This is a genomic window from Plantactinospora endophytica (assembly GCF_016862915.1).
GTDB lineage: Bacteria > Actinomycetota > Actinomycetes > Mycobacteriales > Micromonosporaceae > Plantactinospora > Plantactinospora endophytica.
Window position 1 is genome coordinate 346,042 of record NZ_BONW01000002.1, and the last position, 20,601, is coordinate 366,642.

Sequence of the window (20,601 nt, forward strand, 5' to 3'; positions counted from 1 at the left end):
GGCGGCGGCCGGACGACCCCGAGGCCGGCGTCGACTTTCCGTCGGCTCCGGCACCGAGGTTCGGCCCGGTCACACCTCGAAGCGGTCCACCAGCGATTTCGGCAGCTCGGTGACCTCGGAGGGAGCTGGCCGCTCGGCGTCCACCCCGTCCGATCTGCTGTAGCTGTACTTGATCTCGCCGGAGGTCGGCAACACGCTCTGCACGTCGATGGCGATCTCGAACAGGTCACCGCCGCGGCTCGTACGGGCGCTGAACGGAACGGCGCCGGCCCGTTGACCGAGTTCGGCGAGCACGCTCCGGCTGACGATGCGCGACCGGGTGAGATCCAGCATGCCGACGTAGTCGTGTCCGCCCTTCCGTTCCGCGCTGACGACACAGTTGGCGAGGTCGGCGGCGCCGGTGTGGTCGCCGCCACGCAGCAGGTGGAGCGGGCTGCCGGCCGGAAGGTCCGCGACGTCGCCGCGCATCCATTTCTTCGACGGGCCGGGCAGGTCGGGCATCCGCACGTACAGGTCGGTGTCGAGCTGGATCAGCTCGGCCCGGAAGCTGTCGTCCTCGCCGTCCCCGACCACGATGTTCATCGTCGCCTTTTTACCGGCCGGATCCACCCTGGTGTCGGTGGTGATCCCGGGTGCCCGCATGACGACGGTGATGATTCCCTCGTTGGTCTTCGCCGCCGCGTCCGCCAGCTTCTGGACCGGGCTGAGCTGTGCCGGCGTGGATGTCTCCGCGCCGCCCGACGGCGCCAGGTCCGAGCCTGCACCGGTGATGCCGCAGCCCGCGACCGGCAGGCCCAGTGCGGCGGCGAGGACGAGCACCCGAGCCGCTGACCGCAGAGTACGCCCCCGCATCGTTTCCTCCCCGTCGACGAATCACGCGGACCTTACTTCGCAGGACCCGATCGGAACCACGAGATAACGCGCCACGGCCATCGTGCCCGGCGGTGGCAACTCGACCGGTCGAGACACTTCTCGCGACCGCGTCGACGCCGACCGCGTGGCGTGGGTGAGCCCAGCGATCGGGCGGCGACGAACCGGCTGTCGTCCGACCGGCGGTGATGGTCACCGCCGTGCCGAATCGGGTTGGACACCACGGGAGGGAATCTCGGCGGTAAGGTCTGGCCATGGCAGAGGTGCTGGACGCGGAGGCGGTGCGGACCGAGCTGGCCGGGCTGGACGGTTGGGCCGGCGACCCGGCCGGCATCGGCCGGACCGTCGAGCTGCTCACCTTCCGGGACGCGATCGGTGTGGTGGACCGGGTCGCGGTGGTCGCCGAGGAACTCGACCACCATCCCGACATCGACATCCGGTGGCGCACGGTGGTCTTCCGCTGCGCGACCCATTCGGTCGGTGGAGTCACCCGACGCGACGTTGAGCTGGCAAAGCGGATCGACGAGATAGTCCGGGGAGCGGCGTGAGATTCGAGATAAGCAAGGTCCTCGACGCGATCGAGGACCGGGTCAGCACCGACCCGTCGCTGGTGCGGGCGGTGCTGGACCTGGCCGAGGTGGTCCGCTACCAGGACCTCGACGGGGGCCGGCCGGCCAGCACCATGCGGCTGGGCATGGTCATCGACGCGCTCGGGCGGCACCTCGAAGAGGACAACGTCCCGGTGTACGCGGTGGTGCACCGCGCGCTGCTCAGCGACGCCGACCTCACCTCCAACGAGCGGATGGTGCTCCGGCGCTGGGCCGACAACGGCCTGGTCGAGGTACTCGGCAACCCCGGCGACCGGATGCTGGAGGTGGCCGACCTGCTCGGCCTGCCGGTGCTGAGCCGGGCCAGGCTGGACGGCATGGCCGGGCGCTTCCCCTGGGTGACCGCCGCACCGGGCCGGCTGCTCGCCCCGTTGCCGGGAGCCGGTGGCCCGGTCCTGGCGCAGCGGGTCAAGGGCTCGGTGGCGGCCACCGGTCCCTCGCCGACCGGCCGGAAACTGCTGGCCCGCACCTGGCGGTGCAAGGAGCCCGGCTGCGTGCTCTTCGGCGGTGGCGGCGGTGGCGGTGCCTTCGCCGACCTCGCCGAGATCGACCGCAAGCCGAGCGGCCAGCCGCCGCCGACGCTGCGCACCGGGATGCCGAGCTGTCCCCGGCACGACCAGCGGCTCAGCGACGCCGGGCCGAGGCCGAAGGAGGAGGTGCTGTCGATCCGGATCGGCGGCATGGTCCGGCGCCGGTTCGTGGTCACCGCCGAACGCCCGGTGGTGGTCGGCCGGGCCCCGGACGACTCCGGCGGCATCCGGCTCGGCCAGTGGCTCAACGACGAGGCGCGGCGCTGGATCAGCCGCAGCCACGTACGGTTCGAGCTGCGTGGCACCGACCTGGTCGCCCAGGACGTCAGCACCAACGGCTCCGGCGTACGACCGGGTGGGTCGATGGACGAGGCCGAGCGGGTCTCGCTGGCCCGTCAGCAGTCCCGGGTGATGCGCGGCGGCGACATCGTGGAGCTGTATCCCGGCGTGCAGGTGGGACGGGCGAACACCTGGAACTCCGGCGGCATGACGAACCCGACCTCGGTGATGGCCGAGGCGCCGACCATGGCGATCCGGCTGCCCGACCGGGGCTGACGACGCGCGGGCCGGCCAGTCCTGACGACGCGCGGACCGGCCCGTCCCGATGAATCCCGGTCGGCCCGGCACTGACGAATCCGGGTCGGCCCGTACTGTGACGAATCCGGGTCGGCCCGTCCCCGGGTGGAGACGGGCCGAACCCGGTCGGATCAGCGCAGTACGGCGGCGAGCTGCTGTACCGCGTGGTCGATCTCGTGTGCCTCGACCACCAGCGGCGGCGCCAGCCGGAGCGTCGAGCCGTGCGTGTCCTTGGCCAGTACGCCGCGCTCGGCCAGCCGCTCGCACGCCTGCCGTCCGGTCATCAGCGCCGGGTCGATGTCGATGCCGGCCCACAGCCCTCGGCCGCGTACCGCGACCAGCCCCTCGCCGACCAGCCCGCGCAGCCCGGCGTGCAGCCGTTCGCCGAGTTCCGCCGAGCGGCGCTGGAACTCACCGGTGGCCAGCAGCCGCACCACCTCGACCGCGACCGCGCAGGCCAGCGGGTTGCCGCCGAACGTCGAGCCGTGCTCGCCCGGCCGCAGTACGCCGAGCACGTCCGCGTCGGCCGCGACCGCCGAGACCGGCACGATCCCGCCGCCGAGCGCCTTGCCGAGCACGTACATGTCGGGCTTGACGTCCTCGTGGTCGCAGGCGAAGGTCTCGCCGGTCCGGCCCAGCCCGGACTGGATCTCGTCGGCGACGAAGAGCACGTTCCGCTCGGTGCAGAGTCGGCGTACCCCGGGCAGGTAGCCGGCCGGCGGCACCACCACACCCTGCTCGCCCTGGATCGGCTCCAGCAGTACGGCCACGGTGGTCTCGTCGACCGCCTCGGCCAGCGCGGCCAGGTCGCCGTACGGGACGATCCGGAACCCCGGGGTGTACGGCCCGAAGTCGTCCCGGGCCTCCCGGTCGGTGGAGAAGCTGACGATCGTGGTCGTACGCCCGTGGAAGTTGCCGTCCGCGACCACGATGGTGGCCTGCCCGTCCGGTACCCCCTTGACCCGGTAGCCCCACTTCCGGGACACCTTGATCGCGGTCTCCACCGCCTCGGCCCCGGTGTTCATCGGCAGCACCAGGTCCTTGCCGCAGAGCTGCGCCAGCTCGCGGCAGAAGTCGGCGAACTGGTCGTGCACGAACGCCCGGCTGGTCAGGGTGAGCCGGTCGAGCTGGGCGTGCGCGGCGGCGATCAGCGTCGGGTGCCGGTGCCCGAAGTTCAGCGCCGAGTAGCCGGCCAGGCAGTCGAGGTAGCGCCGGCCGTCGACGTCGGTGACCCAGGCGCCCTCGGCCGACGAGATCACCACCGGCAGCGGGTGGTAGTTGTGCGCGGTCCACCGCTCGGCCTCGCGTACCGCCTCTGGGGTGCGCAGCGCGTCGTCGGACTGGGGGGCACGCGGCGGGTCGGCCGCCTCCGGGGTGCGCAGCGCGTCGTCCACGATCACTTGGTCGCCTCTCGTTCCCGCAGCACCAGGGTGCAGCACTTCGGTCCGCCGCCGGCTTTGCGCAGCTCGGACAAATCAACACCAATTGTGTCGTACCCGCGCTCGCGCAGTGCGGCCGACAGCCCGGTGGCCTGGGCCGGGAGTACGACGTGCCGGCCGTCGCTGACCGCGTTCAGGCCGAGCACCTCGGCGTCGGCCATCGTCGCGAGCACCGCGTCCGGGAAGAGCCGGCGCAGCACCGCCCGGCTGCCGGGCGAGAACGCCACCGGCAGGTACGCCACGGTCGTGTCGTCGAGCACGCAGAGCGCGGTGTCCAGGTGGTAGAAGCGCGGGTCGACAAGTTGCAGCGTGATCACCGGCCGCCCGAAGACCTCCTGGAGGTGGGCGTGCGCGGCGTGCGAGGTGCGGAATCCGGTACCGGCCAGCAGCAGCCCGCCGACCGGCAGGATGTCCCCCTCGCCCTCGTTGACGTGCTTCGCCTCGTGCACCTCGAAACCGGCCCGGTCCAGCCAGCCGGCGTACGCGGGTGCCTCGTCGGCGCGCTCCGGGTCACGGAACTGCACCGCCAACGCCCGGCCGTCGAGCACGGTCGCGCCGTTCGCCGCGAACACCATGTCGGGCAGCCCCGGCAGCGGCTCGATCTCGTCGACCGTGTGCCCGAGGTCCAGGTACGTCTGCCGAAGCGTCTCCCACTGCCGCAGCGCGAGCGCGGTGTCGATCGGGGCGGCCGGATCCATCCAGGGATTGATCGCGTACTCGACGGTGAAGTACGTCGGCCGGCACATCAGGTAGTGCCGGTTCCGTGGCGGGCCGGCCGGGGTACGCCCGCTGGTGGCGATGGCGTCCAACGTCATGGTCCTGCTCCCGGGGTCGGGCGCGCCCGGCCTCGGTACGGCTCACGGGCTGGCGCCGCACCCAACGCTATGCGGGCCCGGCGCACGGGAACCACCGCTGGAACTTGCTTGTGGCGGCTGATCGTTGCGTCTCCACGGGAGTACACCGACGATCCGTTGCACACAACCCGTCACCAGGCCCACGAGGATCACGCTGCTCCAGGAAGCGAAGATCGCGCTGATTCAGGGAAGTAGTGGCCTGCCGCGACGACGGAAGGCGCTATTTCAGCAAAGTTGCGCCGCGACACCCGGTTGTGCGGCCCTGTGGCAGACGCACTTCGGGGGCGGCGTCGTCGCCGCCCCCGAATATTGTGCGCTCGGGTGGTGAACCACCACCGGCTGGCGGGGCCAGAGCGGTGCACCACCGCTCCGCGGAGATCAGTACCCGGTCAGAACCGGTCGACAAACTGTGAGTCGAGCCACTCGCGGAACCGGACGACGGTGTCGCCGTCGGTGGTGGGCCAGTCGAACTGGCCGGTCATCGCCAGCACCGCCACGACGACGGCGCCGACCCCGAGGACGATCCCGATCAGCGCGTCGGACTTGCCCGCGACGTGCCGGCGGGCGGTCGCGCTGACACCGCTGACCCCGAGCAGCAGGGCGACGGTGCCGAGCACGATGCCGTACCCGGCGAGGGCGCCGGTCAGCACGAAGCCGGCGGCGGCCACCCCGAAGACGAGACTGAGCGTGGCGAGCATGCTGGCCCGGGGGCGGGGGCCACGGTCCACCACGACCGGGTCGGTCTCCGGCGTACGCTCGCCGAGCCCGCGCTCGGGATCGTCCGTCGTACGGTCGGTCGTCGGCCGGGTGTCGGTGGTCTTCACGGCCGGCGGGGTCGGGGCGACCGGCGGAGCCTTCCGGGTCACCGTCTCCGGCTCGGCGACCGTGCCGCCCGGCCGGCGCTTCGCGGTGTCGCCGGCACGGTCGGAGTCGGTCCGTACGGCTTCGGTGCGGTCCTCGGTCCTGGTGGCGGTGCCGGTACGTGTCGGCGCCGGTTCGGTCACCGTGGCGGTACCGGTCGGCCGCTCGTCGCGGGCGTCGACGCGTCCGTCGCGGTTCTCGTCCCGCGTCGGCGCCGGCTCCGATTGGCGCAGCGATGGAATCCTGACCACAACACACCTCCTGATCCATGCGTGGAGCCTCGTCGATGGCCTCTACGCAGCGTTGGGATCGGTGTACCCCGATGCGCGCCCCGCCACACCTGGTGACGACCGTCCTCGATCGACGGCGTCACCGGGTGCGGCGTCCTCACGACTGGCGTCCCCGCATGCCGCATCCCCACGCGCGGCGTCATCAGGCGAAGCGTCCTCACGTGCGGCGCCGCCCAGCGCGGCATCCTCACGTGCGGCATCCTCACGTGCGGCATCCTCACGTGCGGCATCCCCACGTGCGGCGTCACCAGGCGTGGCGTCAGCAGGTGTGACGGCGGGACCGGTTCAGTCGTCGTCGAGCTGGGTGAAGGTGACCGTGTCGGAGAGGTAGCCGGGCACGGAGAGGGTGAAGACGGCGACGTCGTCGACCGCGTCGGCATCCTGCGGGCTGTAGACCGACAACGACTTCGGGGTGCTCCAGTCGGACGGGTTGAAGCTGATCGCGATCGGCGGCATCGCCCAGATGCCGGTGCCACTGGTCGTGATCCGGAGGCCGACCGGCCCGGCCGGCGGGTGGCTCAGCCGTACGGTGAACGGGGCGCTGGTGCCCTCGGGCACCGACCGCGACTCCGGCTCGGCGATCACGGCCGGCGGCTGGCCGGCCCCCGAGCAGGGAACCCCGTTGACCCGCCAGTTGCTCGGCGGGACGTGCGTGCCGGTGTACTGCCCGACGAAGCCGAACTCGGTCGTCCCTCCGGGCGGCACCGGAGCCACCGCAGCCGTGCTCTGGGCCCGGACGTTCTGCCCGAGAACCTGCACGTTGTAGTTCCAGATCGCGCCGAGCCGGTCGTTGGGGCCGAGGGTGAACTCGATCAGGATGCTGTTCCAGGGGAGGTCACCGGTGTTGCGGATCCGGGCGTTGCCGACGTAACCGCCGGACCAGCCCGTCTCGGTGTAGACGACCTGGCAGGCGACCGCCGCCCGGGCGGGGGCCGGTGGGGCGGCCAGTCCCGCGCTGACCGCCAGCGCCAGCGCGGTGAGCACGGTGCACCACCGGCGTACGGAGATGAGGTTCATCGGATTCCCTCTCGGGGTCGGAGCTGGGCAGGTGGACGGTGCCGCCGTAGCCCGTCGGCGGCGTGACGCGTGCCCTCTCCGCGAAAACCATCGACAGACTCCCATGGGACAGGGGTGCTCGGAAAGCCGCTGCCGGTTCGGTCGAACCGGACTACCCGGCCGCTTCCGTACGGTTTCCAGGGCGGTAGCCTTCGCCACGGCAGAACGGCTGGACGCTGACGCAGGGGTGGGAATAGGCATGGCGCCGGAGCGGGGTAATTCCTTGGTGGGGCAGGCGGGTCAGCTTGTCGGCGCCGCCGTCGGCCGGGTCGCGGCGGCGCCCGCTCCCGGCGCCTTCTCCGATGTGGACACCGGTGGGCCGGCGACCGGCCGGAACGGTGGCCCGGAGCAGGCCACCGGATCGGGTACGGCCACCGGGGCGGGACCGGTCGCGCCCGACGGTGTCGGTGCGGCGGCTCCGGACGGTACCTCCGGGTCCGGTGCGGCGCCGGCCAGCTTCGGTGCGGTGTTCACCGCGTTCGTCCTGATCGGAGCCGCCGGATTCGGCTCGTGGACGATCTGGTCCAGTGGTGCCAATGCGGAGACCATGCAACCGCCGGACACCGTCGCCGTCTTCGGCGTACTGATCGTCTTCGCCGCGGCGGTCGAGCGGATCCTGGAGCCGTTCTCCCGGTGGCTGCCGGGGCGCCGGGTCGAGGCGGCGGCGCTGCGGGCCGAGACCGAGCTGGCGAACCTGTCCCGGGAGGCGACCCCGGCCGAGCGGGCGGCGGTGGCCGCGCTCCGCGAGCAGGCGGACCGGGGCCGGGGCAACCGCACCATCGTCGCCTGGGGCATCGCGGTGGCGGTCGCCACGCTCGCCTCCACGGCCGGCGGCTTCTACCTGCTGCACGCGATTGCCGGGCCGGAGTGGGAGGGTCTGCCGGTCTGGGTCGACGGCATCGTCACCGGCATCATGGTCGGCAGCGGCACCAAGCCGATGCACGACCTGATCACCCGGATCCAGCCGGGCGGCGGCGCCCGTCCCTGACCCCGGTCGCCCCCTCCCACAGTTGCCGACCGGGATCCTGCGCGGGCGCCGCCGCCGGCCACCGGCGCCGCTCGCGCGGTACCGGGCCGCCGTCGTGATACGGAAGTGGCGATTGCCGACGGACCGATCACCAGAAAACGGCGTAGAGATGCGTAGCTGGTATGGGGAAGTCGAGTAGAAGACGCGTGGAAGGTGCGTAGCCGGCGTCGAACCGCGGTTATTCGGGGGGATTGCCGCCGACGAGCCCGGGAAACTCAGGCGTCGGAAACTCGGCCGCCGGACCGCTTCATTCCGACTTCATCGTGAGCCGACCGGCGTACCCGTCGGAACCCTGGCCGGGGGCCGACCGGTTTCCGAGGGCCTATGCCGGGGCGGTGGCGCGAGCCCGGGCTTCGGCTTCTGCGGATGACGGCGGATGGGGCGTAGGCCGGCGAACTGGACGTAGATCTCACGTCGCACGACGGCCTCCCCGTATTCGTCGAGGGTGTAGCCGGTGAGCCAGCACCAGCCGTGATAGGTGGGCCTTTCGCTCACCCGGGTCACCCGGAACAGCAGCGCCCGCCGACCGGCGAACTGTACGCTCGCCGCCGCCCCGACCTGCACCACCATTCCGGGGCGGGGTGGCTCGTGCATCAGGGGACCGGGATGAGAAAGCCCGGTCCGTTCGGGTCGAGTCGTACCCAGCAGTTGCCGGGATCGCCGCAGACGGGACACGTCCCGAACCGATCGGGGCTGTGCGAGTCGGCCAGCAGATAGCTGTTGACCAGGATGTCCGCCGACGTGTACGGCGGCGGATCCGCGGCCCGGTCGGTCCAGGCGATGAAACGATTGTGTAACCAGCCGGCGGGTACGTGTCGCAGATCCTCGGCGGCGTTGACGAGATGATGGGCCAGGTAGTACCTCAGTGAGACGACGCTGCCGGCGAACTCCGCCCGTAGCTGTCGTCTTCGGACCACACAGGGCCAGTCGTCACCGCATCCCGTGCAGGTCCACAGCGGAGCGGCCGGATCGTGGTCCCACATTTCCGTTCCTCCCGCTTCGATCGTCAGGGGTTCGGCTGCCATGCGATCGATGCTTTACTAGAGCGCCGGACAATGCAATATTACGTCTTGGTTGAACGTTTTCCCTCTAACGATCTGTAATTACCTGAATCACAGAGAGTATTCGTCGGGCATTACATATTGAATGAAAGGTTCGCTCGAAAGGTAATACCGCAGAAGGGGGAGTGTTGTGCAGGCAGGGGTGGACTCCACCGTTCCACGAAGAGAGCTGGGACGGCACCTACGGCAGCTCCGCGAGGAGGCCCGGCTCACCATCAGGGTGGTGTCCGAGGCGCTGGAGTGGTCGATGCCGAAGATCTGGCGGATCGAAACAGGGGCGACCAGCATGCGTTCGCTGGACGTCGAGGCGATGTGCCGGATATACGGTGCGTCACCACAAATGACTGAGGCGCTGACCGGGCTGGCCAAGGAAACCAGGGCACGGGGCTGGTGGCACTGCTACGACGACGCCATCCCCGGATGGTTCGAGCCGTACTTCGGGCTGGAGGCGGCGGCCAGCCACCTCCGGATGTACGAACCGCAGTTCGTTCCCGGGCTGCTGCAAACCCCGGCGTACGCCACGGAGGTCGTCCGGATCGCCAACCCCGAACTCGGGCCGGTCGAACGCGAGCGGGTGGTCCGGGGCGAGCTGGGCCGGCAGGGGATCCTCGACGGGCGGCGCGGACCGGCTCCGCAACTCGACGTCGTACTCGACGAGGCGGTTCTGCGCCGCGCCGCCGGTACCGGCCAGATGATGGGCGAGCAGTTGCGGCACCTGGTGGCCGTCGGCCAGCAACCGAACATCTCGGTACGGGTGCTGCCGTTCTCGGCCGGGCTCTACCGGGCCGAGCGCGCCAACGGCGGCTTCGCCATCCTGGAGTTCCCGAAGGACGGCCTCGGGCGCCGGACCGAGCCGCCGATCGTCTACAGCGGAGGGTTGACCGGCGCGCTCTATCTGGAGAAGCCGCACGAGGTGGACCGGCACGCGGCCGTCTGGCGCGACTTCGAGGCGGTCAGCCTGACCGAGGAACTGTCCCGGAAGCTGATCACCACGGTGGCCGAGGAGTACGGCGGCTGACCGTGGCCGGCCGTGGCCCGACCGCGACCGGAGCCGCCGGTGTGCACGGGAAGGAAAGCAACGATCGGCAGCCTGCCGTACGTCGCCGGTGTGGGGAGACAGCGGCGACGGGCAGGTCGGACGTCGAGGGACCGGAACGGACCGAGCCGAGCCGTCCGGACGAGACGCAGTAGGCACCAGCCCCGCCGTTGCCCGGGACCGGGTCGGCGGAGGTGGGGCGGACAGGCCCGCCTCCACCTCCGCGAGCACAGCGGACAGGAGCGGCCAGGCCGTCAGGCTGCCCAGGCCCGGTCGAGAGCCAGCGCCAGCCGCCTGGTCCACTGCTCCGCCGTGCCGGTGATCCCGGGGTACTCGTCGACGAAGTTCCTCCAGTCGACGTCCCAGCCGAGCACCGTCTCGGCGTCGAACGTGTCAGCTTCGGCGGCCAGCTCGGGACGCATCAGCGTGCGTACCAGGGCCAGGTCGACGGTGGTGTGTTCGGCGAGCAGTACGGCGTCGTAGAGGTCCTTGCCCTGCGGGTACATGTCGGTGGCCAGCCACAGCAGCTTCCACGCCAGCGAGAGCGGGGCGGAGGCGGCCAGCACCGGCTCGTCGACGCCGGGCAGCACCAGCACCTCCGGGGCGAGGGGAAGCTGCTCGCCGAACACGATGTCGAGCTGCACGTGCCCGTCCGGCGCCTCCGGCGTGCTGAACGGCACAGCGAGCCGTCGGCCGTCGGCCCGCTCGTACGTCCAGATCTCCGACTCGACGATCCCGTCCGCCCTCAGGCCAGCGGTGGCCGGGATGCTCCGGACGGCGGCCTTGACGTCATCGAGCACAGTCCGCGCGTCGGGGCTGCCGCTCTTGACCGTGTGCGGGGTGACGACGAAGTCGAGGTCACCCGGCTCGCGCGCGGCGTCGCCGACCCAGGCCGCCATCGTCAGACTGCCGCGCAGCACCAGGTGCTCCGCACCCCATTGGGTGCCGGCGATCGCGGTCAGGATGCCGTTCATCGCGGTGTGCCGGGCGCTCCGCCAGCGCTGTCCGGTGGCGGCAACCAGGAACTCGGGCTCGCCGGCCCGGTACGCGTTCTGGTAGTGCTTCGTCGCCGGGTCGAACGCCGCCCGCTGCCGGACGGTCGGGTCCGTGGGCAGCGGCTGGTAGGTCGGCGGATAGTCCGGCGCCCCGGCCGGTGCGGTCCGCATCCTGTTCTCGTGCTGCCGCTCCCAGTCGTGCACGTTCCAGACCGAGTCGTTCGTCAGCCAGCCCCGGTCGTGCGACACATCGCTGTCGAAGACGACGTACTCCTGCTCGACCGCCACGATCTCGTGGCCGGCCGAGCGGAGAGCCTCGACGAGCGTGTCGAGCCGCTGCTTGGCCGTGTCGAGCCCGACGTCGTGGCAGCGCTGCGTGACAAACCTTTCCTGTGTACCGTCGGCGCGCTCGCGACGGGCGTTCCGGGACAGCCGGGCGCCGTGCGGCGTGATCAGCTCGGTCACGGCGGTCAGGTCCGTCACCGTCGCGGTGGGCAGCAACAGTTTGACGTGGTGCTCGAAGTACCGCCCCGCCGGCTCGACCGCCGCGTCCGCGTCGGACTGCGGTACGCCGACACACCACGGCGCTGCCTCGATCTTGGAGCGGCACGGGTAGATCTGCGCCTTGCGTAGCTCGCGCTGCCACCGGTCCACCACGGCAAACTGTTCCCGCAGGCTGCCCCGCCCGGTCAGCGTGAGCATCGGCTGGGAGGCGAACACGCCACGGTCGAGCACGATGTGCAGGAACTTGACGCCGCGTTCCGCCGCGAGCGTCGCCAGCTTGTCGGCGTGCTGGCCGTAAGTCGTAATGTGGATCTCGAAGTCCCCCGACACCTCAGGCATCGGCGTAGCGTACGGGCCGGCCACGATGCCCGGAAACGCGATTTCGACGGTGTCCGCCCCCCTTCGGGTCAGCGCCTCGGGGGTACGGGCCGAAGGCCGGCGAGCTGGACGAAGATCTCACGGCGCTGTACGGCGTCGCCGTGCTCGTCCAGGCTGTAGCCGGTGAGCCAGCACCAGCCGTGGTAGGTGGGCAGTTGGCAGACCCGGGTGACCCGGAACAGCATCGCGCGCCCGCCACCGAACTGCACGCTCGCCGCCGCACCGACGTAGAGCACCATTCCGGGCCGGGGCGGCTCGCGCATCAACGGGTCGCCGCGTGGGTGGCCTGCACGCCTGGCGCCGCGCGGCTCCGCCGGCCGAGTTCCGATGTCATGGAATTGATGCTTTACCAATGCCGGAAGTAATGCAATATTACCTCTTGGTCGAACGATCCTCTATTGATCATTTGTAATTGGAAGTAATTGATCGAGAGCATTCGAGTGGCATTACAGATCGACTGAAAGGTTTGGTCGGGAAGTGGTGCCGGAAAGGAGATGGTAGTGCGGGCAGAGGTCGACTCCACCGTTCCGCGACGGCAGCTCGGGCGGCACCTGCGCCAGCTCCGCGAAGAGGCCCGACTCACCATCAAGGTCGTTTCCGCGACGCTCCGCTGGTCGAGTCCCAAGATCTGGCGCATCGAGAGCGGGGCGACCAGCATGAGGTCACCGGACGTCGAGGCGATGTGCCGGATCTACGGGGCGACCCCGGAGATGACCGAGGCGCTGACCGGGCTGGCCAAGGAGACCAAGGCGCGCGGCTGGTGGCACTGCTACGGCGACGCCATCCCCGAGTGGTTCGAGCTGTACGTCGGCCTCGAAGCCGCCGCCTCCCACCTGCGAATGTACGAGCCGCACTTCGTGCCGGGACTGATGCAAACCGAGGCATACGCCAGCGAGGTCTTCCGGATCGGCAGCCCGGAACTCGGGCCGGCCGAACGCGAACGCGCGGTGCGGGTCCGGCTCGGGCGACAGGCGATTCTGAGTCGGCGGCATCCTCCGGCTCCGCAGCTCAGCGTGATCCTGGACGAGGCCGTGCTGCGTCGGGCGCCGGGCGCCAGCTCGATAATGCGCGAGCAGTTGCGGCAGTTGGCTGCCGTCGGGCAGCGGTCGAACGTGTCCGTGCGGATACTTCCGTTCTCGGTCGGCCTGTATCGGGCGGAGCGTGCTAACGGTGGTTTCGCCATCCTGGATTTCCCGAAGGACGGCATCGGGCGGCGGACCGAACCGCCGATCGTCTACAGCGAGGGGCTGACCGGTGCGCTGTATCTGGAGAAGCCGCACGAGGTGGAAGCTCATGTCGCCGTCTGGCGAGATATTGAGGAAGACAGCTTGACCGAGGCACAATCGCGGGACCTGATCGAGTCGATCGCGGAGGAGTGTCCAGCATGATGATCGATCTGTACCGGGCCGACTGGCGCAAGAGCAGTCGGAGTGGCGGCGGCAACTGCGTCGAGGTGGCGGGCAACCTGGCCGGGGTGGTCGGGGTGCGGGACAGCAAGGACGTGGCCGGGCCGGTGCTGGCGTTCGGGCCTGGCGCCTGGGCGTCGTTCGTGGCTGGCGTACGGGTGGGACGCCCGTCGCGCTGATGCCTCTGAGCTGGGCGTTGACCACGGCGGTAGTCTTTGGTCTCGCCCGCCGGAGGGAGGCCCGATGAACGACCTGACGGTTGTGCTGATCACCGCTGTGGTGATTCTGAGCGTGGTCGTCTGGTTCGACCGGCGTCTCCTGGCGGACCTCGCCCAGACCAGTGACCGCGAGCTGCGGCATTTCGACCGCAACACCTGGGCTTTGATCATCGTCCTGGCCTTCCCGGTCGGCCCGATGCTCTACCTCGGCTACGGCAAGGGCGGCCCCGGCCGGTTCCGGTAGGCCAGCGTTCCGGCCCCGGCGGCTGTCGCGCTCGGCCTCGCGACGTCGCCCGCCTCGGCGCAGGCGACCGGCCCGACCTTCGACAGCGGGGAACGTCGACCTGGACATCAGATGCGTTACCGGGAACGGTTGACGCCTCTGGCGTCCAGGTGAGTGGCGGTCAGCCGGGGAGGGCGATCCAGGTGGCGCGGGCGCGGGCCAGTTCGGTGCCGTCCGGGGCGTACAGGGTGGTGTGCACGAGGGCTTTGCGGCCGGTCGAGGCGGCGAGGGCGCCGCGTACCACGCATTCGTCGCCGGGGGCGGGCAGCCGGTCCAGGCGTACGGCGATCCGGCCCAGCACGTACGGGCGGCCGGTGCCGATCACCGACCAGCCGCCGGGACAGTCCAACGCGGCCCAGATCGTCGCGGGCGCGACGTCGTCCGGGACGGTCCACGGGGCGGCGGTGCTGCCGTCGGCGATCCGCCCCGGGAAGATGCCCAACCCGTCGGTGCGGTCCGGGCCGCAGACGTAGCAGGTCGGGAACGGGTGGTCGGCGAACCCGGCGTACCCCTTGGCGGCCTCGACCGCGTCCGCGTACCCGATCGGCGGGACCACGGTGTCGACCTCGGCCTCCGCCGCGACCTCGGCCACGACGGCGCCGTCGGCGGTGCGGACCTGGCAGTCGAGCAGCGACAGCGGGGTGTCCAGCGGCGGCGGCATCCGGAGGGTGACCTCGCCGTTCTCGCCGTGCGCGAAGAGGCCGGCCGAGTAGCCGCCGTTGCCGGAGCCCGGCGGCCCGTTGAACCGGGCGGGGATGAGCATCGGTCCGCCTTCCGCAAACTCGGTGGCTGCGCGGGATCGTGCTTCCCGCGAGGTCGTGCTTCCGCAGGTCGTGGCCCGGGGCGCGGGCCGGTGCGGGAAGCGACCACCACGGTACGCGGAAACGCCGTGCCGACGCCGGGCGGGCGCCCGGGGATCGTGGCCGCTACCCCGGACGCCCACCCGACCTGCTACCAGGTGCTGGGCGGCGGTGGCGGGACGACCGGCGGGCGGTCGTCGCAGGTGATGGTGTTCGGCAGCAGCCACGGCGCCAGCCACGGGCCGGTGGTGCCCCCGCCGTCGTTGCCGCCGAGGTCGGTGAGCCGGAACTCGGAGCCGGTCGGCGGGAAGTGGAACGAGCCGCAGTTGTTCACCCCTACCGCGCCGACGTTGCGGGCGTCGACGTTGGCGAACGACGCGCCGCCGGAGACCCGGGCGCTGACCACCGACGTGCCGGTGCCGTCGACCCGGATGTCGGAGAACTTCACCCCGTCGATCGAGTACAGGTCCTTCACCGACCACTCGCTGACCAGCATGATCGCGTTGTAGGTGCTGTCCAGGTAGTGGTCGCCGGTCACCTGGATGTCCGCGTCGATGTCCCGCTCCAGCGCGTAGATCCAGATGGCGCCGAGCCCGATGTTCCAGTTCAGCTCGTACGTTCCGGCCCGCACCACCGTGTTGTTCGTGATTCGGGTGGTGCCGGCGAACGGCTCCGCGCCGAACCGGGAGCCGAGCTGGATGCCGCTGCCCTCCCGGATCGGGTCCGCGACCAGGTTGTTCGAGACCGTGTTGTCGGTACCGCCGTAGATGGCGATCCCGTTCGCCAGCGTCGGCGTCTGGATGGTGTTCCGGTCGAAGGTGTTGCGGGCGTCCGCGACCTTGTCCGACCACATGGCGAGGGCGTCGTCGCCGGTGTTCCGGATGAAGTTGTTCCGGACCACCGAGTCGGTGACCCCGGTGTGGAAGTTCAGCGCGTCGGCGATCTGGTCCACGATGATGTTGTTGGTGACCTTCACGTTCCGCATCGGGCCGTCGAACCAGACGCCGACCTTGGTGTGCCGGATGTGCAGCCCGTCGATGGTCGAGTCGCTCATCGCGCCGCCGATGCCGTTCACCTGATCGGTGTCGATCCGCTCCCGTACGTCGCCCTCGATGGCGAAGCCGGACAGGTGCACGTTACGGCTGCCGCCGTCGGCCGCGTCCCTGCCGTAGAAGCCGACGCCGGTGTGCACCGAGCCGTCCGGGGCCGGCGGGTCGAGCGCCACCTCCCGTCCCTTGATCACCGTGTACCAGTTGCCGGCGCCCTCGATCGTCACGTCGTCGACGATGATGTGCCGATTGACCTGGTACGTGCCCGGCGGAATGTAGACGGTCAACCGGGCGCGCTTGGCGAAGGCGATGGCCCGGTCTATGGCGTCGGCGGAGTCCCGTCGGCCGGTCGGGTCGGCGCCGAAGGCGAGCACGTTCGCGGCGAGCAGTCGCACCTTCGGCGGGGCGACAAGTTCCGAGTCGAGTAGGTCGATCACGGTCCAGGCGGCGTTGCTGCCGGCCGGCGCGGTCAGTCGGATCTTGTCACCGGCCCGGTAGGTGCGGTCGAGCCGGAGCCGCTGCTCGTCGTAGAAGTGCATCGGCCGGAACGGCTTGGCGATCGTCGGGAACGGCGTGGTCGCCGCCGGTACGCAGGAGCACTCGGTGATCCACCAGTCCGGGTGCAGCAGGTCGGCGTCGGGGTCGTTGCTGAACGGGTACTGGTTGTAGAGCCAGGCGTACTCCGAGGTGAGCGTCATCGTCTGCCGGGCTTTGCCGTTCACCGTGACGTGCAGCGGTGCGGTGATCCCGCCGCCGTCCGGCGCGTCCGGGATGCTGTAGCGGACCGTGATCGCGTTGGCCGCCTTCGGCAGAGTGAACTCGACGTGCTGCCCGGGAGTGAGGCGTACCGCCGACCGGCCGGACGCCTCCGCCGGCAACGTGTACGCCGTCCGGTCCGGGCCGATCACGGTGCCGTTGGTCCGGGCGTGCTCGGCCTCCTGTTCGAGGAAGGCGACGCTGGCACCCCGGCCGGCGACGAGCGCGGGGTCGAGGCCGGCCCGGGTGACGACCGGTGCGGGACCGCTGCGCCCGGTCGCCTCGCCGGCCGCTGACGCCGGGGCTCCGGGAATGACGGCCGAGACACCGATTCCTATCAGGGTTGCCGCCGCGAGCCAGCGGGCTGGTCGCTCGGATCGTTGCGCCGGAGGTCCGATGATGCTGCTGCGTGACATCGGGGAACTCGTTTCTCTGGGAGGTGGTGATCCTTCTGGTGGGGCGGTGGGCGGTGACGCCCGCCGACGCCCGAGGCGGAGGATCCCTCCCCAGTGGCCGTATGGCCGCCACACTTCGTACAGAGGCAGGAAATCGAGCTAGCTCGCGTCATGTTATTGCAGAAAACTGTCCACATTCAAGCGTCAGTCTGTCGCGTATCGTGCGGCACTTGGGGGGATCAGGATGGTCTTGCCCCGGGTTCGGCCGGCCTCGGCAGCCCGGTGCACCGAGGCCAACTCGGCCAGCGGGCGGGCGTCGGCGACCTCCACCCGGACGATGCCGGCGTCCACCAGTCCGACCAGCTCGGTGAGCTGCCCCGGATCGTTGCGGACCACGAACCGCGTCGTCCGGACCGGTGAACCTGCCGGCGCCTCGACCGGTCCGGTCGCGGAGACCAGGATCCCGCCCGGCCGGACCAGCGCCAGCAGCGCCGCCCCCTGCGCCGGGTCGACCGGTACCAGGTTGAGCAGCGCGTCGACGGGCTCGTCCAGCGCCTCGGCCAGCGGGGTCACCGTGTAGTCGACGATCACGTCGGCGCCGAGTCGGCGTACCGGATCGGCGCTGCGCGGGCTCGCGGTCGCGATCACGTACGCCCCGGCGTGCTTCGCGAGCTGCACGGCGATGCCGCCGATGCCGCCGCCCGCGCCGTTGACGAACACCCGCTGGCCGGGGGTGAGGCGGGCGTGCTCGTACACCGCCTGCCAGGCCGTGAGCCCGGCGACCGGCAGGACGGCGGCGTGCGCCAGCGGCAGCGTGTCGGGTGCCGGCACCACCGTGCCGGCCGCCGCGACCACGAAGTCCGCCGCCGCGCCGCCGGTGTCGACCCGACCCACCACCCGGTCCCCGACGGCCGGCGTCCGCACGCCGCCGCCGACCTCGACGACCGTGCCGGCCACATCCCAACCCAACGTGTACGGCAACTCCAGCGCGAAGATCGAGTGCAGCAGTCCCATCCGCAGACCGATGTCGGACGGGTTGAACGAGGTGGCGGCCACCTCGACCAACACCTCGCCGTCGCCGGGGACCGGCTGGGGGACCTCGTCGTGGCGGATCACGGACGCGTCGCCGTATTCGTGGATTCGTGCGGCTCTCATGCAACCGAACCTATGGCGCCGACCCGAGACGACCCATGCTCGCCGATCCCTGATTCATACTCGACCGTCTCGCCCCGGATACCGTTGCCGGCGTGGACGTGCTCAGTGACGTGGTGGCGGTGATGCGTACCGGCCGGCCCAGGTCGGCCCGGCTGGCCTGGCACGCCCCGTGGGCGCAGGAGTTCGGGCCGGTACCCGGATCCGCCGGCTTCCAGGTGATTCTCGGCGGCCCCTGCTGGCTGGTCCGGCCGGAGACCGAACCGGTGCCGCTGGCCGCCGGAGACGTGCTCTTCCTGCCGCACGGGCGCGGGCACATCCTGGCCGACAGCCCGTCGACCCGGCCGACCGCACCCGCCTGCGACCCCGCCGACGCCCGGCCCCTCGCCCGGTACGCCGTCGACACGGTCGATCCTCCCGACACCCTCGAAGGGGCGCCCGGGGTCACGGTGACGCTCTGCGGGGCGTACGAACTCGACCCGGCCCGTACCCATCCGCTGCTGGACGACCTGCCCGAGCTGATCCACCTGCCCGCGCACCTCGGCCGGTACCCCGGGCTGCGGTCCACCGTGGACCTGCTCGCCGCCGAACTCGCCGTACCCCGGCTCGGCACCGACGCCATCGTGCCGGCGCTGCTCGACACGCTGCTGCTGTTTATCCTGCGCGCCTGGTTCGAGGGGGCGCCGGCCACCGGCACCGGTACCGGCTGGGCGGCGGCGCTGCGCGACCCGGTCACCAATACGGCGCTGCGGGCCATCCACCGGGAGCCCGCTCGACAGTGGACGGTCGCGACGCTGGCCGCCGAGGCCGGACTCTCCCGGGCGCCGTTCGCCCGCCGGTTCGCCGCCCTGCTCGGCCAGCCGCCGTTGGCGTACCTCACCTGGTGGCGGATGACCACCGCCGCCCGGCTGCTCCGGGAGTCCGACGCGTCACTGGCCGCCGTCGCCCGGCAGGTCGGCTACGCCTCCGAGTTCGCCTTCGGTGCCGCGTTCAAACGCCGGTACGGCGTCGCCCCCGGCCGGTACCGACGGGGCGTCGACCAGGGAGTGTCGTGAGAGCGGTACCAGTCGTTATGTTGCCCGGCATGGAGATCCGCCCGTACCGGTCCGGTGACCGGGCCGCCGTGCACGACATCTGCATCCGTACCGCCGACGCGGGGCAGGACGCCTCCGGCTCGTACGCCGACCCGGGCATCCTGCCGCAGATCTTCGCCCACCCGTACGCCGAACTGGAGCCGGAGTTGGCGTTCGTCGTCGACGACGGCGGGCAGGCCGTCGGCTACGTGCTCGGTACCGCCGACACCGAGGTCTTCGTCCGGCGGTTCCGGGCCGAGTGGCTGCCCCGGGTCGCCGACCGCTATCCGGCTCCGGCCGGCGAGCCGGGCAACCCGGACGAGTTCATGGCCCACCTGCTGCACACCCCGGAGCGGATGATCCTGCCGGACCTCAAGGACCATCCGGCACACCTGCACATCGACCTGCTCCCCGGCCATCAGCGCGCCGGGTACGGCCGGGCTCTGGTCGACACCTTCGTCGCGGCGCTGCGCCGGGCCGGCGTGTCCGGCCTGCACGTCGGGATGGTCACCGCCAACCGTCCGGCCCGGGCCTTCTACGACCGGCTCGGCTTCCACGTCATAGACGTCGCCGACCCTGGCCCGCTCACCTATCTCGGCCTCCGCTTCTGACAGGTTCGGGCGGCGGGGGAACAGTCCAGTCCCGCTCTCCGCCGGGCGAGCGGGAGAGCCAATTCGGGCGGCGGGGGAGCAGTCCCGCTCTCCGCCGGACGAGCGGGAGAGCCAAGCAACGCCCCGCCCTGCCGGACCGGCGCGGCGGGGGCGAGCCGAGCCCCGGCGAGCGGCACGGCCCGGCCGGAACCGGTGCCGGGATCGAGCGGTTCCCATAAACTGCGCGGATGCTCCCGAACCTCAGCGGTGCGGCGGCCGACCGCGCCGAGCAACGTCTACGGGACCAGACCGTGCTGTGGCTGACCACGGTCAGCCCGTCGGGCCAGCCGCAGACCTCACCGGTGGGGTACGCCTGGAACGGGCAGACCTTCCTGATCCTCAGCAAGCCCGGCATCGCGAAGGTACGCAACCTGCGCCGCAACCCCAGGGTCGCGATGCACCTGGATCTCGACACCGAGGCGGAGGAATACACAGTCCTCACCATCGAGGGGATCGCCGAACTCGACGCGGCACCGCCGGGCGTGCCCGCGCCACTGACCCGGGACGAGGTCACCGGCTATCTGGACAAGCACCTGGAGTCGATGCGTTGGGCCCAGGTGACCCCGGAACAGACCTTCGCGGACTACTCCACAGTGATCCGGGTGACGCCGACCCGGGCCCGCTGTTACTGAGCCCACCGCCTAAATGGGTGGGTACGTTCCGGTCCCGTCGGTAGCCTGGGTCCGTGCCCCCGCAGCTCCCGCACCCCGATCCGGGAGTGCCGGACACCCGGG

General features: G+C 71.1%; 22 protein-coding genes. 10 read left to right on the forward strand and 12 right to left on the reverse strand.

From position 1 onward, the window contains the following. Nucleotides 1-69: 69 nt before the first annotated feature. Complete coding sequence (locus Pen02_RS04450) at nucleotides 70-852, reverse strand: hypothetical protein (protein ID WP_203864590.1); 783 nt, start codon at nucleotides 850-852, stop codon at nucleotides 70-72. 272 nt (nucleotides 853-1,124) lie between these two features. On the opposite strand from Pen02_RS04450, the gene Pen02_RS04455 reads away from it, so the two are divergent. Together Pen02_RS04455 and Pen02_RS04460 are read left to right on the forward strand one after the other, a co-directional pair. Further along, nucleotides 1,125-1,418 (forward strand): 4a-hydroxytetrahydrobiopterin dehydratase, encoded by a 294-nt coding sequence (locus tag Pen02_RS04455; protein ID WP_203864591.1) that lies wholly within the window; start codon nucleotides 1,125-1,127, stop codon nucleotides 1,416-1,418. Next, nucleotides 1,415-2,563: an FHA domain-containing protein gene (locus Pen02_RS04460; protein WP_203864592.1), complete on the forward strand. Its 1,149-nt coding sequence runs from the start codon at nucleotides 1,415-1,417 to the stop codon at nucleotides 2,561-2,563. Before Pen02_RS04455 ends, Pen02_RS04460 begins: the two co-directional genes overlap by 4 nt. 152 nt (nucleotides 2,564-2,715) lie before the next feature. Here Pen02_RS04460 and rocD read toward each other — a convergent pair whose 3' ends face one another. The 4 genes from rocD to Pen02_RS04480 form a co-directional block, all read right to left on the reverse strand. Beyond that, nucleotides 2,716-3,966, reverse strand: a complete 1,251-nt coding sequence (rocD, locus tag Pen02_RS04465) for an ornithine--oxo-acid transaminase (protein ID WP_372445575.1) — start codon at nucleotides 3,964-3,966, stop codon at nucleotides 2,716-2,718. Between the two features lie 14 nt (nucleotides 3,967-3,980). Further along, nucleotides 3,981-4,838 carry a dimethylargininase gene (ddaH, locus tag Pen02_RS04470; RefSeq protein WP_203864593.1) on the reverse strand — a complete coding sequence of 286 codons (858 nt, stop codon included), beginning with the start codon at nucleotides 4,836-4,838 and terminating at the stop codon, nucleotides 3,981-3,983. Between the two features lie 428 nt (nucleotides 4,839-5,266). Continuing rightward, a complete protein-coding gene (locus tag Pen02_RS04475; RefSeq protein WP_203864594.1) occupies nucleotides 5,267-5,989 on the reverse strand; it encodes a DUF4190 domain-containing protein in 723 nt (240 codons plus the stop codon). A 324-nt stretch (nucleotides 5,990-6,313) separates the two neighbouring features. After that, nucleotides 6,314-7,045 (reverse strand): cellulose binding domain-containing protein, encoded by a 732-nt coding sequence (locus tag Pen02_RS04480; protein ID WP_203864595.1) that lies wholly within the window; start codon nucleotides 7,043-7,045, stop codon nucleotides 6,314-6,316. A gap of 265 nt (nucleotides 7,046-7,310) precedes the next feature. Here Pen02_RS04480 and Pen02_RS04485 point away from each other — a divergent pair, with 265 nt between their 5' ends. Then, complete coding sequence (locus Pen02_RS04485; RefSeq protein ID WP_203864596.1) at nucleotides 7,311-8,072, forward strand: hypothetical protein; 762 nt, start codon at nucleotides 7,311-7,313, stop codon at nucleotides 8,070-8,072. Nucleotides 8,073-8,369: 297 nt separating this feature from the next. Here the strand turns inward: Pen02_RS04485 and Pen02_RS41545 are convergent, their stop codons facing one another. Then, nucleotides 8,370-8,705: a hypothetical protein gene (locus Pen02_RS41545; protein ID WP_239140053.1), complete on the reverse strand. Its 336-nt coding sequence runs from the start codon at nucleotides 8,703-8,705 to the stop codon at nucleotides 8,370-8,372. Then, a complete protein-coding gene (locus Pen02_RS42940) occupies nucleotides 8,705-9,136 on the reverse strand; it encodes a hypothetical protein (RefSeq protein WP_372445569.1) in 432 nt (143 codons plus the stop codon). Before Pen02_RS42940 ends, Pen02_RS41545 begins: the two co-directional genes overlap by 1 nt. Nucleotides 9,137-9,302: 166 nt before the next feature. Between Pen02_RS42940 and Pen02_RS04500 the strand changes: the two genes are divergently transcribed. After that, complete coding sequence (locus Pen02_RS04500) at nucleotides 9,303-10,190, forward strand: helix-turn-helix domain-containing protein (protein ID WP_203864597.1); 888 nt, start codon at nucleotides 9,303-9,305, stop codon at nucleotides 10,188-10,190. Nucleotides 10,191-10,462: 272 nt separating this feature from the next. Here Pen02_RS04500 and Pen02_RS04505 read toward each other — a convergent pair whose 3' ends face one another. Next, nucleotides 10,463-12,046, reverse strand: coding sequence for a nucleotidyl transferase AbiEii/AbiGii toxin family protein (locus tag Pen02_RS04505; protein ID WP_203864598.1), 1,584 nt, complete (start codon nucleotides 12,044-12,046; stop codon nucleotides 10,463-10,465). A gap of 68 nt (nucleotides 12,047-12,114) precedes the next feature. After that, nucleotides 12,115-12,348: a hypothetical protein gene (locus tag Pen02_RS04510; protein WP_203864599.1), complete on the reverse strand. Its 234-nt coding sequence runs from the start codon at nucleotides 12,346-12,348 to the stop codon at nucleotides 12,115-12,117. A gap of 237 nt (nucleotides 12,349-12,585) precedes the next feature. Here Pen02_RS04510 and Pen02_RS04515 point away from each other — a divergent pair, with 237 nt between their 5' ends. The 3 genes from Pen02_RS04515 (at nucleotide 12,586) to Pen02_RS04525 (ending at nucleotide 13,953) form a co-directional block, all read left to right on the forward strand. Continuing rightward, nucleotides 12,586-13,473 carry a helix-turn-helix domain-containing protein gene (locus Pen02_RS04515; protein WP_239140056.1) on the forward strand — a complete coding sequence of 296 codons (888 nt, stop codon included), beginning with the start codon at nucleotides 12,586-12,588 and terminating at the stop codon, nucleotides 13,471-13,473. A gap of 2 nt (nucleotides 13,474-13,475) precedes the next feature. Beyond that, the gene (locus tag Pen02_RS04520) at nucleotides 13,476-13,670 is read left to right on the forward strand and encodes a DUF397 domain-containing protein (RefSeq protein ID WP_203864754.1); all 195 of its coding nucleotides are present in this window, start codon (nucleotides 13,476-13,478) and stop codon (nucleotides 13,668-13,670) included. A gap of 64 nt (nucleotides 13,671-13,734) precedes the next feature. Continuing rightward, nucleotides 13,735-13,953, forward strand: a complete 219-nt coding sequence (locus tag Pen02_RS04525) for a hypothetical protein (RefSeq protein WP_203864601.1) — start codon at nucleotides 13,735-13,737, stop codon at nucleotides 13,951-13,953. 160 nt (nucleotides 13,954-14,113) lie between these two features. Here the strand turns inward: Pen02_RS04525 and Pen02_RS04530 are convergent, their stop codons facing one another. From Pen02_RS04530 to Pen02_RS04540, 3 genes are all read right to left on the reverse strand, one after another. Next, nucleotides 14,114-14,755 (reverse strand): hotdog fold domain-containing protein, encoded by a 642-nt coding sequence (locus Pen02_RS04530; protein ID WP_203864602.1) that lies wholly within the window; start codon nucleotides 14,753-14,755, stop codon nucleotides 14,114-14,116. A gap of 188 nt (nucleotides 14,756-14,943) precedes the next feature. Next, nucleotides 14,944-17,013: a glycosyl hydrolase family 28-related protein gene (locus Pen02_RS04535; protein ID WP_203864603.1), complete on the reverse strand. Its 2,070-nt coding sequence runs from the start codon at nucleotides 17,011-17,013 to the stop codon at nucleotides 14,944-14,946. A 183-nt stretch (nucleotides 17,014-17,196) separates the two neighbouring features. Continuing rightward, the gene (locus Pen02_RS04540; protein ID WP_203864604.1) at nucleotides 17,197-18,147 is read right to left on the reverse strand and encodes an NADP-dependent oxidoreductase; all 951 of its coding nucleotides are present in this window, start codon (nucleotides 18,145-18,147) and stop codon (nucleotides 17,197-17,199) included. Nucleotides 18,148-18,239: 92 nt separating this feature from the next. Here Pen02_RS04540 and Pen02_RS04545 point away from each other — a divergent pair, with 92 nt between their 5' ends. The 3 genes from Pen02_RS04545 to Pen02_RS04555 all read left to right on the forward strand — a co-directional run bounded on the left by Pen02_RS04545 (nucleotide 18,240) and on the right by Pen02_RS04555 (nucleotide 20,499). Beyond that, the gene (locus tag Pen02_RS04545) at nucleotides 18,240-19,199 is read left to right on the forward strand and encodes an AraC family transcriptional regulator (RefSeq protein ID WP_203864605.1); all 960 of its coding nucleotides are present in this window, start codon (nucleotides 18,240-18,242) and stop codon (nucleotides 19,197-19,199) included. A 29-nt stretch (nucleotides 19,200-19,228) separates the two neighbouring features. Continuing rightward, nucleotides 19,229-19,828 carry a GNAT family N-acetyltransferase gene (locus Pen02_RS04550; protein ID WP_239140058.1) on the forward strand — a complete coding sequence of 200 codons (600 nt, stop codon included), beginning with the start codon at nucleotides 19,229-19,231 and terminating at the stop codon, nucleotides 19,826-19,828. A gap of 227 nt (nucleotides 19,829-20,055) precedes the next feature. Next, nucleotides 20,056-20,499: a pyridoxamine 5'-phosphate oxidase family protein gene (locus tag Pen02_RS04555; protein ID WP_203864606.1), complete on the forward strand. Its 444-nt coding sequence runs from the start codon at nucleotides 20,056-20,058 to the stop codon at nucleotides 20,497-20,499. The last annotated feature ends 102 nt before the right edge of the window (nucleotides 20,500-20,601 follow it).

Excerpts from the sequence above, each read along its gene's own strand:
- Pen02_RS04450 (WP_203864590.1), bottom strand. The coding sequence starts at position 852 with ATGCGGGGGCGTACTCTGCGGTCAGCGGCTCGGGTGCTCGTCCTCGCC.
- Pen02_RS04455 (WP_203864591.1), top strand. The coding sequence starts at position 1,125 with ATGGCAGAGGTGCTGGACGCGGAGGCGGTGCGGACCGAGCTGGCCGGG.
- ddaH (WP_203864593.1), bottom strand. The coding sequence starts at position 4,838 with ATGACGTTGGACGCCATCGCCACCAGCGGGCGTACCCCGGCCGGCCCG.
- Pen02_RS04480 (WP_203864595.1), bottom strand. The coding sequence starts at position 7,045 with ATGAACCTCATCTCCGTACGCCGGTGGTGCACCGTGCTCACCGCGCTG.
- Pen02_RS41545 (WP_239140053.1), bottom strand. The coding sequence starts at position 8,705 with ATGCACGAGCCACCCCGCCCCGGAATGGTGGTGCAGGTCGGGGCGGCG.
- Pen02_RS42940 (WP_372445569.1), bottom strand. The coding sequence starts at position 9,136 with ATGGCAGCCGAACCCCTGACGATCGAAGCGGGAGGAACGGAAATGTGG.
- Pen02_RS04505 (WP_203864598.1), bottom strand. The coding sequence starts at position 12,046 with ATGCCTGAGGTGTCGGGGGACTTCGAGATCCACATTACGACTTACGGC.
- Pen02_RS04510 (WP_203864599.1), bottom strand. The coding sequence starts at position 12,348 with ATGCGCGAGCCGCCCCGGCCCGGAATGGTGCTCTACGTCGGTGCGGCG.
- Pen02_RS04525 (WP_203864601.1), top strand. The coding sequence starts at position 13,735 with ATGAACGACCTGACGGTTGTGCTGATCACCGCTGTGGTGATTCTGAGC.
- Pen02_RS04530 (WP_203864602.1), bottom strand. The coding sequence starts at position 14,755 with ATGCTCATCCCCGCCCGGTTCAACGGGCCGCCGGGCTCCGGCAACGGC.
- Pen02_RS04535 (WP_203864603.1), bottom strand. The coding sequence starts at position 17,013 with ATGTCACGCAGCAGCATCATCGGACCTCCGGCGCAACGATCCGAGCGA.
- Pen02_RS04540 (WP_203864604.1), bottom strand. The coding sequence starts at position 18,147 with ATGAGAGCCGCACGAATCCACGAATACGGCGACGCGTCCGTGATCCGC.
- Pen02_RS04550 (WP_239140058.1), top strand. The coding sequence starts at position 19,229 with ATGGAGATCCGCCCGTACCGGTCCGGTGACCGGGCCGCCGTGCACGAC.
- Pen02_RS04555 (WP_203864606.1), top strand. The coding sequence starts at position 20,056 with ATGCTCCCGAACCTCAGCGGTGCGGCGGCCGACCGCGCCGAGCAACGT.